Origin of the sequence: Pseudomonas sp. PS01298 (assembly GCF_029959745.1) — a bacterium.
In the GTDB taxonomy this organism is placed as follows: Bacteria; Pseudomonadota; Gammaproteobacteria; order Pseudomonadales; family Pseudomonadaceae; genus Aquipseudomonas; species Aquipseudomonas aylmerensis.
Genome location: NZ_JASCPP010000148.1, coordinates 1 through 12,063, shown reverse-complemented (window position 1 = coordinate 12,063; position 12,063 = coordinate 1). Strand labels below are relative to the sequence as shown.

General features: G+C 64.1%; 5 protein-coding genes. 2 read left to right on the top strand and 3 right to left on the bottom strand.

What is annotated here, in order from left to right:
• Nucleotides 1-397 precede the first annotated feature (397 nt).
• The 3 genes from QMX97_RS29390 to QMX97_RS29380 all read right to left on the bottom strand — a co-directional run bounded on the left by QMX97_RS29390 (nt 398) and on the right by QMX97_RS29380 (nt 2,186).
• Nucleotides 398-577, bottom strand: a complete 180-nt coding sequence (locus QMX97_RS29390) for a hypothetical protein (RefSeq protein ID WP_065907868.1) — start codon at nt 575-577, stop codon at nt 398-400.
• Nucleotides 578-733: 156 nt separating this feature from the next.
• Nucleotides 734-1,909: a lactonase family protein gene (locus QMX97_RS29385; protein ID WP_282398069.1), complete on the bottom strand. Its 1,176-nt coding sequence runs from the start codon at nt 1,907-1,909 to the stop codon at nt 734-736.
• Entirely contained in the window at nt 1,896-2,186 is a 291-nt protein-coding gene (locus tag QMX97_RS29380) for a DUF5629 family protein (RefSeq protein ID WP_106805651.1), read from the bottom strand. The genes QMX97_RS29385 and QMX97_RS29380 overlap by 14 nt, the downstream gene beginning before the upstream one ends.
• A gap of 139 nt (nt 2,187-2,325) precedes the next feature.
• Between QMX97_RS29380 and QMX97_RS29375 the strand changes: the two genes are divergently transcribed.
• Together QMX97_RS29375 and QMX97_RS29370 are read left to right on the top strand one after the other, a co-directional pair.
• Complete coding sequence (locus tag QMX97_RS29375; protein WP_282398068.1) at nt 2,326-7,149, top strand: DUF6543 domain-containing protein; 4,824 nt, start codon at nt 2,326-2,328, stop codon at nt 7,147-7,149.
• Nucleotides 7,150-7,189: 40 nt separating this feature from the next.
• On the top strand, nt 7,190-11,839 hold the full coding sequence (locus tag QMX97_RS29370) for a hypothetical protein (RefSeq protein WP_282398067.1): 4,650 nt from the start codon (nt 7,190-7,192) through the stop codon (nt 11,837-11,839).
• The last annotated feature ends 224 nt before the right edge of the window (nt 11,840-12,063 follow it).

Sequence of the window (12,063 nt, the reverse complement as noted above, 5' to 3'; positions counted from 1 at the left end):
TGTCAGGTTAAACCCGGGCGCTTGTAATGGGGCCGCTTCGCAGCCCAACGCGGGGCAAGCCCGCTCGCCACAATAGATCTGCCAACCCCATAATCACCTGACAAGCACAACCATCACCTGACAAGCACAACCATCACCTGCCAGCACCCAGTCACCTGACAACCACACCATCACCTGCCAGCACCCAATCACCTGACAAGCACGACCATCACTTGCCAGCACACCATCACCTGACAACCACAACCATCACTTGCCAACACACCATAACCTGCCATCCACACAATCAAATGTGGGAGCTGGCTGGCCTGCGATGCTGACGACTCGGTCCAACTGATTCACCGAGTTGAGTTCATCGCAGGACAGCCAGCTCCCACATTTGATCTGTGTTGCCTGGCAATCAGTGTTGGGTCTTGTGGTCCAGTGCGGCGTAGAAGTTGGCGCTTTGTTGCAGGTATTTCTGGGTGTAGGCGCTGGTGCTGGATTTTTTACCGGCAACGTCCACGCTGGCGGCAGCAGGCAAGGCTACGGTGGCGGAAACAGCGGAGGCGGCGATGATGGAGAAGAGGTTCAAGTTCATGTCAGTAACCCTTGTGTTCGTTTGGTTGAGTGGCCGGGGAAGGCCTTGGAACCCAACTTACGCCCGAGGGCTGAACCTTAGAAATGCTTTGAAACAGTAGCCGCTATTAATAGAATTAATACAAGGAGTCAGGCCCCGCCGTGCGGGGCCTGTGGCTTATTGACGCACCAGGAACTTGAGGTCGCTGGGCGCATCGATCGCCAGTTTCTGCACGGTTTTACCCAGCAGGCCGGTCTTGGGGTCACGTTCGACCACCACGATTGCATTGCTTTTCTGGTTGGCCACCAGCAGGAACTTGCCACTCGGGTCCAGGCTGAACTCGCGCGGGTGATCGCCTTCAACGGAGCGGCGCTGCAGCTCCTTGAGGTGCGCGGTCGCCGGGTCAATGCTGAACACCAGCAGTTGATTGGCCGTGCCGCGATTGCTCACATAAAGGAACTTGCCATCACTGGACGCATGCACCGCGGCACCGGCCTTGTCGGACACCGGTTGCCCGGCGGCGTAATCGAGCAGCTGAGTCTGGGTGAGCTTGCCGTCGTGGTAGTCGAACACGGCGATCTGGGCGCTCATCTCGGTGGTCAGCCAGGCATGCTTGCCATCGGCGCTGAACAGCAAGTGACGCGGACCGCTGCCTGGCGGTAATTGCACGAAGGCTGGATCGGCCGGGGTCAGCGGCAGTTCGTGGTTGGCCTTGGGGTCGTAGTGGTAGACAAAGACCTTGTCCGCCCCCAGATCCTGCACAAACACGTACTTGCCATCCGGCGACGACACCACCGAATGCACATGGTTGGACGCCTGGCGCTCAGGGTTCACGCGGCTGGCCGGGTGCCCGCTCAACTGCACCGGCGCCGACAGCTTGCCACTGGCGTCCACCGGCAGCACGGCCAGGCTGCCACCCGGGTCTTCCAATACCGAATAGTTGGCCACGAACAGGTAACGGCCGTCAGCCGCAACGCTGGAATACGTAGGCTCATTGCCCAGGCTTTGCACCTGGTTGACCAGGGTCAGTTGATGGTTCTGCGGGTCGATGCTGTAGCTGCTCACACGGCCCACCGGGTCTTTCTGGCCCGGGCCGTTTTCATTCACCACAAACAGATGCTTCTGGTCCTTGGACACCGTCAACCACGAGGGGTTGGCTGCCTTGGCCGCGAGCACCGGCTCGCCCTGGAACTGGCCGGTGCGGCTGTCGAACTGCAACCGGTAGATGCCTTGGCTGGTGCCGGCGGTGTAGCTGCCCACCAACAGTTCATAAGTGTCGGCCGGCGCGGCCTGTACCGACATCGCGCCGACACTGCCGGCCATCAGCAGGGGCCAGAATTTACGCATCATCATGCTCGTCTTCCTCGTCGTTATTGTTGCCGGTGAAGGCGGCCATGCACACCAGGCGGTGCTCGCCCGAATCACCGGTGAGGGTCCAACTTTGCAAGGCTTCATCAAAGGTTGCGGCCTGCACTTGCGCCAGGCTGAAGGACCAGCGTTTTTCAACGCGGCCATCCATGCACTTGATCGACAGCTTCTGGTCGTCGAGTTCGAAGTCAAAGGCATGCAGGCCATCGATTTCGAGCATGTCGCTGGTTGCAAGTTCATTAGAGAGGCTGCGGACAGTCATCAGGATCATTCATCAGTGGAAAAAACCTTGATGATAGGCCAATCCGGCGGTGCCGTCGTGTCGCGATAGCGGGCTACCGCACCCGCTGCGCCGTGGCTTGCGATTCTAGGGACTACCCCCTGACAGAATGGACTCGTTTATGCCGCAAGACACACCCGCCACCCCACTGTTGCTGCCTCATCGAAGCGACACCCTCGCCCGGGCCGTGGCCCGGCAGTTCACCGGGCGCCCGACGTTGCGCCAGGTGGTCGACCAGCACGTGCACGAACGCCTGCTGGAACAATTCCCCTCACTGGTGCTGGACATGTCCAGCGTCAAGCTGGCCGTCCCCAACCAACGACGCGGCTGGGACCTGCGGCGCTTGAGCGATGTCATCCTCGATTACCTGGGCCACGGCACGCCCCTGAACATGACCGAGGTGATCGACACGCGCCGCTGCTTCCTGTCCCAGCGCCCGCCCTTGCACTTGACCTATGAGGCCGACGGCCCGCGCGAGCCGGACATGGCGGTGATCGAACGGGTGATTGCGGACCTGCCCTTCACCCTGCCCATCGCCTTTCAAGATGCCCTGACCCGCTACTGGAACGGCGCCGCCGACACCGGTGCCAGCCGCTGGCAATGGCTCGGCGACCTGCTGGCCGACAACCTCAAGAGCACCGCCAGCCTGCTGCCAGCCGGGTTCGCCCAAGACATGCTCTACGCCGTCAGCCGCCAACCCGATCGCCGCGAACGCGAGGGTGTGCGTGCGTACTGCCTGGAGGGCTGCGTGATCCACCAGGGCCGCACCACGCGCCTGCTGAGCAGTGACCTGTTGTTGGTGCAAGGCGACCACGTACTGCTGTGCCAGGCCTCGGGCAACGTTGAAAACTTTGCCTCGGTGGACGCGTTCAACCAGGCCTGGGGTCAACGCCTGGCCGCCGCGTTGCTGGCCGAGAAGATCCAGGTCAAGCACTACGAGCCCGATGGCAACCTGTTCGATATCCAGGCCGCCTTGCTGCTGAACCAGCAGTTGGACGACCTCGACGCCCTCCGTTTGCCGGCCACTGACGGTGTACGCGCCCTGGAGCAACGCTTCGCCGACGCCACCGACCCGGTACCGGCCTTCCTCGCCACCCCGGTCCCCGACCCGACGCACCAGGCGCGTCTCCAGGCGGCGCTGCCGGACTGGCTGCAAGCGGCCAGTGCCGACCAGCGCTTTGCCTATCGCCAGGGGCTGGTGGACCAGGCGCGAGTGCAGCGAGAAAACGCTGGCGCGTCGTTTCTCGACGGCGTCGAGAGTCTGCAGGCCTTCACCGTGCGCACCCTGCGCGAGCAGATGCGCCGCGATCATCCCGAGTCCAGCGTGGAACCGGAAAACCTGCAACTGACCTTCCATGTCCCGGTAGGCGACCTGCACAGCGGCTACCTGGCCCCGGTGAGCATGAGCCTGACCGAACTGGCCATCCACAACCTCGCCGCTGCGCCGCAGGGCCGCATGAGCGTGCGCGACACTTCGGGTGCCGCCCTGCCCGCCTGGTTCAACGAGGATTATGTGCTCGGGGAAAAGGGCGTATTCCACAGCACGCCGGGGCTGATTCGCCAAGTGGACATTGGCCGCCATTACCCGGCAAAAATCCGCGAGTGGCTGCTGGGGGACAGCCCTGACATACGCCGGCGCGAAGCCTTGTTTGGCGAGCAACTGAGCGTGCAGCTGCCACGCCAGGCGCTGGAACAGGCGATTCGCCAGGAGCACGGCCTGACCTTCCAGGGTTATCGCTACATCAAGGCCGTGTTGCAGCGCAGCGCACCCGGCCGGGTGGTAGAGGGCCAGGACATCGTGATCCGCCCGCTGGCCTTCGTGCGCACGCCCGACGCGCGGCCGGACAGCGTCGCGAGCATGTTCATCATCGAGCCTCGAGACCAGGGCAATGGCCCGCATCTGCTCTATCGACCGTTGTACTCCGACGCGCTGCACCAGTTCGCGAGTCGCCAGGCATTGTTCGACGCGATTGCCGAGCCTGGCGCCCTGCAAGACAGTGTGCTGGCCTGGCTGCCGGACAAGACGCGGTCGATCTATAGCCACGGCGGTTTTCAGAGCCCGCATATCCTGCGCTTCGGCCAGGGCGACGACACCGTACAGTGGCCCGCACCACCGCCCGCGCAGTTGGCGCAGGACCTCAACGGCGGCGAAGTGCCAGGCTCGCTCGCGCAATCACTGGCGACCGGCAACCTGCTGCAATACCTCTACGGCAGCAATGCCCGGGCCCTGGTGGACCTGGCTGATCGCGACTCGGTGTCGAATGCCGAAAGCCGCTGGGCCGTGCTGCTGGAGGGCGGCTGGTTGCTGTTCAACGCGCTGTTGATGCCGCTGTTGCGCGGCCCGGCGATGGCCGTGGGCTGGATCCTGCAATTGGCGGTCAGCCTCAAGCACGACCTCGGCGGCCTGCAGAGTGATGACGCGGCCGCGCGGGAACTGGCCTGGGTCGACGTGTTGCTCAATATCGGCCTGCTGGTGCTGCACGCGGCCTCGCCCACCGACCCCGCGCCACGCCTGCCCACGCGCACGCCGGGCGAGCCGACCTTGCCCCTCGCCGCCCTGCGCCGCCCGGCCTCTGCGCCGTCGGCCCCCACGCTGATCGAGCACGGCCCCATCGGCCTGCCATCCGCACCGGTGGCGGGCGACCAGACCCTGGTGGATTTTATCCATTCCAACGCCCGGGATGCCTCGCGTCGGCGCCTGCTGGACGCCCTGCGCGAACTCAATGTGGCGTGGCCCGTGCCGCCGCCGACGCCCGTAGAGATTGGTCCGCACCGAGGGCTGTACAGCATCGACCGACGCTGGCATGCCTCAGTGGGCGGCTTGCTGTTCGAGGTGAACATCCAAGCCGAAACCGACGCGTTATTTATCGTGCATCCGCAAAAACCTGAGCATCCGGGCTTTGAACTCAAGACCGACGGCCAGGGCCATTGGTCGCTGGACCTGGGGCTGAAACTGCGTGGTGGCGGGCCCAAGAACCGGTTCAAGGCCAAACTGGTGCAGATTGAAGAACAACGCGCACAAGCACACGAGCACGCCAAACGCATTGAGGGCCTTATAGCGGCGGTCAGTCGTGAGCAACTGAGCTTTGTCGACGGGATATTCCCCGCCAAGGCCCTGCTTGAATCACTCGACCAGCAGTTGCTGGTTGCCCACACAGCCCTGCGGGCCGCGCCCGAGAACCCGGTGCTTATCCAGGCGCACGCCGCCACCGCCCGTTCCAGGGCCCGCGCCAAGGTGAGCTTCCAGGTGCTGCTGGAACGCTTCGAACGTACCGCCGGCCCCCAACAGCAGCATCGCCGCGACCTGCTGGAGGCCTACCGGAAAATCAAGGTGGCGGACGGCAAGTTCGACTATGAAGCCAATGCGCAGGAGGTCTACACGAGCATGCTGGCTAGTGATGAGTTACACATCGCCTTCACGGACGCCTTGCACCGCAGCACCTTTTTCTCTGACCAGGGTGAATCCCTGGTTGAACTGGCCGGCAGGCCGGGCGACACAGCAGCCATCCGTTATGTCTATGATCTGGTGCAAACCAACTTTGCCGCCAGCGAGCGCCATTTCAAGGCGGTGCTCGACATCGAGAATGCGCTCGAAACACTCGCGGGTGATCTCAAGAGCGGGCCCGCAGAGCGCTACAAGTACCTCAGTGCAGTGCCTCCCCGACGTTTCTACAACCGCGTGACCGCGACCCTGGAAACCCTCGACCTGCTGGCACTGCTGAGCATCGACCTGACATTCGAACCGCACACCGCCGAGGAATTGTATTTCTTCCAGAACCAGCGACTGCTGCACACCGTCGAGTCCTCAAGGGTGAACACCCACCTTGACCTGCTGGCCACCGAGGGCTTCACCGTCGCCGAACGCAAGGCGGTGCTGCTCAACCTGATTGACCATTACAGCCACCGCCTGCAGATCTACCGCGCGCTGATGGACATCAATTCCCCGTTGATCATCCCGCGCTATATGCCGCTGCTGATCGAACGCCTCGAAACGGTACGCAGCGCGGCCGAGGCCGACTTGGCCGATGTGTTGCGCGAGGATGAGTTCCTGCCGCCGCAGACGGGAGTATTCAAGCCGCTGAAAATCGCCGTTCCCGGAAAACGCGTGTTCAAGTCCCGGGACAAGGGCGCACTGGTAGGTGAGCTGCAAGCGCCTGACGCAGATACGCCTTTCCCCACCATCATCACTCGCAACCCGATCACTCAGCAGCCCAGCGGCCGGTTCATCGAACACCCGGGAGAAGGTTGGGTCGAGATCGTCGACGCGCCGCCGAGCCGCCCGGCGGAAAAGCCCCCTACTCGCTCCCTGGCCAGCTTGCGTACCCAGTCCCAGCAGTTGCTGGAGGAAGTCGGCGCGATCGAGCGCTCCATCAAGTTCCAGAAGAACAAACTCAAGGACCCGCAACGCCGCGACGACCTCAATCCCCGCGACTGGGACGACATGCTCCAGTATCAGGCCCAGCGCATCGAGTCGATTGCCGATGAGATCCAGCGGCAGCACCAGGAGCCGCAGACGGTCGAGCGCTTGCGCACACGTGCCGGCGAATTGCGCACCCAGGGCCGGCAACACTGCATCGAAGGGCTCAAGGCCCAGCGGCCCCGCCAGGCAAATATCGACTACCTGCGCATCCACGCCGCCGTGGATATCGGCCTGGTCCATGGCCCGCAACGCACCGCGGCCGGCGACTACGTGACCGAGTTTGCGGTACGCGAGAAAAACGCGCTCACGGTGCTCTGGTACGCACACTTTCACTACGCGCGTGCCGGTGTGCCGGCGGCTGAGTACACCAAGGCCCATCTCAAGCGTCCCGAACACCGCTTTATCACCTTCAAGGACTTGCTCGCCCAGGCGGGAAACGACAACCGCGCCATCGTGCGTGATGTGTACAACCCGATCACCCCGCCACTCGACCAACGCCTGTTCCTGAGCCTGCTCCCTGCCTAGAACCCGCCATGAATGGCATCGAATTGCCAAAAGGATGTGTATGCAATCCCCTGACTCTATCGCGCACGCCGTCAGCGCGCGCTTCGCTGATCGCCCGACGCTGGAAAGCGTGATTCGCCAGCAACTCGCCACCGCCCTTGGCGAGCGGTACCCGACCCTGACGCTGGACCTGAGCCGCACGCGGCTGGCCAGGCCGCAACGCCGCAGTTGGCTGCTGCAACCGTTTATGCCGGTGGTGCATGACGCCCTGGCCAGCGGCGTGCCGCTGGACTTCAAGGATGTCGGCAGCCTGGCCTGGTACCTCTCCGACGAGCCGCCCAAGCGCCTGAAACTGCCGGGATTGACCCCGGAAAAACTCGATATGCAGGTCATCGCCACGCTGATTGGCGAGATCCCCCAGACCTTGAGCATCGCACTGCAAAACGCCCTCGCCGCCTATTGGGATGCCGGCCACTGGCGCTGGCTGGCCGACGTGTTGAAGGACACCCTGCGCGTCGCCGCCCTGCGCCAGGCCGAGCTGGATCAAACGGCCCGCGAGACGCTCGACCAGGTATTGACCAACCCTGAGCGCGAGGACCGTCTCACCCTCCATGGCGAACGTGCGGTGTACGCCTACGGGCTGCAAGCCACCCTCAAGGACGCGGCGCGCACTGTCAGCCTGCTCGGCCCGGACCTGTTGCTGGCCCGCGCGCTGAATGGCAAGACGTCGGTGCTGCTGTGCAGCCCGCAGACGGGTATCGAGACGTTCGCCAGCGTGGATGTGCTGATCCAGGCCGTGGGCCAACGCCTGGGGCGTCAGTACCAGGTCGAGGATATCCTGCTGCAACGCTACGAAATCGACGGCGATCTCTTCGAGCACCAGGCGTCGTTGATCCTCAATCACCAACTCGAAGACCTCGGCAACCTGAGCCTGCCCACCGGCCAGCCCTTCAGGGTATGGCAGACGCTGTATAACGACATCACTGACCCTGGGCGATTCTTCCGCGACGCGCCGGCCGCGCCTGCCCTGGCAACCTTGCGCACCCACTTGCCGGCGTGGCTGCAAAGCGCCAGCGCCGACGACCAGGCCGCTTACCGCCGCTACACGCTGGCGCTGGCCACCGCCAAACAGCGCGCGGGGGGCCGTACCGTGCTCAGCGATATCGACGACATCCGCACCTACACCGTCAACGCGCTGTTGCAAGCGCTGCAAGGGGATGCCGTGACCTTTGCCAATCACGCGCCGACGCCGCCGTCGGTCGCGGCCCTGCACCCCGACGACCTGCTGCTGACCTTCTCCGTGGCCGCCGGCTACCCAGGCACCGCCGGGATCATCCGCCACGAACGCGTGAGCCTGACCGAGCTGGCGATCGACAACCTGTCCAGCCGTCCCAGCGCCAGCGTGACCCTCGCCAACCGGCAAGGCCTGCCCTTGCCGGCGTGGCTGACCGCCGACTACCTGATGGGCACCGGCGGCCTGGTGGAACGCGTGGACATTGGCCAGCACTACCCACGCCTGCTCGAAACCCAGTTACTTGGCGACAGCCCCGAGGCACGCCAGCGTGAAGCGCTGTTCGCCGCGCAGCAAGCCGTGCAACTGCCGCTGCTGGCACTGGAATTTAGCCTGAAACAGCAAGCCGGGCTAAGCCCCCAGGGTGCGCGCCTGGTGGCGGCCGTGATGGAGCCGGCAGCCGCCGACCAGCAGGTCGATCAGAATCCGGTGGTGATCCGTCACCTGGCGCTGCTGCAAATGCCCGGCGCCCAGCCGGACCCGGTCAGCGCCATGTACCTGATCGAAGCCCGCGACACCGCCCTGGGTCCTCATGTGCTGTACCGACCACTGTACGCCGAAGCCCTGCAGGAATTTGCCAGCCGCGAGGCGTTGTTTGAAGCCATCGCCGAACCTGGGCCCTTGCAGGACAGCGTGTTGACCTGGCTGAGTGACACGGCCCGGCCGATTTACGCCAATGGCGGGTTTCGCGAGCCCCACTACGTACGCTTCGGCCAGGGCGATGAGTTCTCGACCCTGGGCACACCGACACCGGCGACGTTGTCCGCTGATGGCATCAACGACGAACTGCAGCAGTGCCTGGTGACCGGACGCTTGATGACCTACCTGTTCAGCGATCATGCGCGGGCGCTGGTGCAACAAGCCGACCGCGCGTCGGTGTCCAACAGCGAAAGCCGCTGGCAGGTGCTGCGCGAAGGCAGCAGCCTGTTGTTCGGCAACCTGCTGCTGCCCCTGCTGCGCGGGCCGGCCATGCTCACCGGCTGGCTGTTGGGGCTGATGGCCAGCCTGGGTCAGGACATTCCGGCGCTGGCCGCCACGGACCCGCACGCACGGGAGCTGGCCACTGTCGACCTGCTGCTCAACCTCGGGCTGCTGTTGCTGGAGGCCGCTCCCGTGGTGGTGCCAACACCGGCACCGCTGGCAGCCGGCCTCAGGGAGCTGGCGCTGCCCTCGGCCCTCACCCCGTGGGTCGCGGAGCAATGGCCGCAACCAGCCGCACCGAGCATTCGTGAAGGCGCCGTCCTGCTGGCCGGGGCGCTGGCGCAGAAACACAGCACGGTGCTGGATTTCGGCTTTGCGCAGGCACGCCAGCGCCTGACCCCGGCCCAGCGCAGCCGTCTCGCGACGTTCAAGGCGCCGCGGCCGTCGCCCCTGCCCCAACCGGTATTGAACGGGCCGCGACGCGGGCTCTATGGGGTCGAAAACCGGTGGTATGCGCTAGCCAACGGCGAGTGGTTGCAGGTCAGCCTGGAGCCGCAGGGCGAAACCCGTGTGGTGATGCCAGGCGATGCCGAAGTGTATGGCCCTTACCTGCGCAGCGATGCACACGGCGAGTGGTCGGTGGACACGCGCCTGCACCTGCGCGGCGGCATGCCAACCAAGCGGATTGCCGCCGATCGCCAACGGCGTGCGCAGCGCATCCGCGAGCTGCAGGACAACTATGAACGGTTCGTCCAGGGCCAGGCGGACCAGCAAAAGCGAATCGACATTATCCTGGGGGTCATGACCCGCACCGCCGAAGACCCACGCTTCAGCGAAGCGCAAGCGGCTGACAGCCGCCAGCGATTCGACACGGCCCTGCAAGAGCAGACCCGGGACTACCAGCAGCAACTGGACAGCCTGAAAGAGCGCAACGAATTGAACATCCCCCTTCCGCCGCATTCCGTCGCCGGCCTGTTGGAAAACATGGTCAACAACGCGCGCAAGCATGTGGTGGTGGCCGAGAAGGATCGTGGCGCGCTGTATCGCTCCCACGCTCACTTCATGGCCAAAGCGCCGCGCCTGGCCGAGGCCGTGCTCGGCGACTTCGCCGCGTATCAACAGTTTGTGCGCAGCCTGATTGCCATCAATGAACGCTCGATCCACTGGCTTGAACTGCGTGATCGCTACCTCGACGAACTGTTCAAGCTAAGCGACGACGGCAGCGACCACTACCGCCGGCTAACGCTGGATCGCCCTCCGGAAATCAGTGCATTGGCGGTCAAGGATCTGCTGATGCGCAATTTCGAGCTGATGACCCATAAACACCCAGGCCACCCCTTGGTCACCGTCATGATCGATATCCTTGAGCCGCTGCAGGAGCACTTGCGCACCCACAGCGAGCTGAACGAGCTTGAGGTGACGGCCGAGGAACGCGTCAATGTGCTCGAAAGCCTGGTGGAGCATTACGGCCGCGGCCTGGACTCCTTGCAGGGGGTCGGCATCGTGAATATCGACGAACTGGACGGTGAGTATTTCGCCAAGCTGGTCAAGCTGGTTGAGGGGTTGTACCAGGAAGCCGCCAAGCAGCTCGCCAGTGAAATCAAACCCGCTGCCCAACCCGCTCCGCGCCCGAGCCGACGCCCGCCGATAGTCGCCGGCAAAGTGCAGAAAAAAGTCATTCGCACGGCGAAAAAAGGCACGTTTATCGGCGAGGTCAAACCCGTGGGTACCCTGGAAACTGTCGAGCTTCGTTCGCAGCTCACCGGTGAAGTGTTTGGCACCTATTCACAGCGGGGCGAGCAATGGATCCAATTCAAGGACGCGACGCCACCGCGCTCGCCAGGCGTGCCGCGCAGTTTGAGCCTGGTCAAGGGCGAGGCTCGCAAACTGTTGGGCATGCTCGAGGAACACCTGCAGCGCGGCGAGCAGTACAAGAAAGTCTCGCGACACCCGCAGGAAGTCCAGGAGGTGCTGCTGCACGAGTCGGTGCGCTACGACAAGCTGGCCACCGAACTGCACCTGGCGATCCAGGCCCAACCCGCCGAAGCCCGAGCGCCGGCCGACCTGGCCCTGGAAAATGACATGCGCCAGGCGGCGGTACGCCTGAATGAGCGTGGCCAGGCGCTGCGCATTCAACTGAGCCTGGAACTGCCGCCGACGCACGGTAATCTGGAGTATCTGATCGAACAGAAGCGCGCGCACATGGCGCTACTCGGAGAGCGCATTCAACTTCGCGGCGAGCGTCGGGATTTTGTGCAGGAATACGCCGTCAACGACGCGGGAGGCTATCCCTTGTGGTACGCCCATTTCCACTACCCGGCGGCCGATACACCCAAGGCCCACTACACCGCCGCCCACTTGAAAACCCGTGAGCAACGCAAGGTGAGTTACTACTCGCAACTGGCCCGCGCGCAAAGCCCGCAGGCGGTGGTGGACGTGCACCGCGGCTTGCTGGGCAAGGCGTTGGCCGAGCGCTGGTTCCTGCCGCTCGCGCCTTGAGGGAAAAGGCTGGCAAGCGGGCCTCCTGTGATGAGCGAGGCTGTTGTGATGAGCAGCCCTCTTGTGATGAGCAGGACTGTTGTGATGAGCAGTCCTCTTGTGATTAGCAGGGCTGTTGTGGCGAGCGGGCTTGCCCCGCGTTGGGGCGCGCAGCGCCCCCACTACATCCGCCGCGTTATTTCAGACAAACCGCAGTGCGTGAGGATGGGGCTGCTACGCAGCCC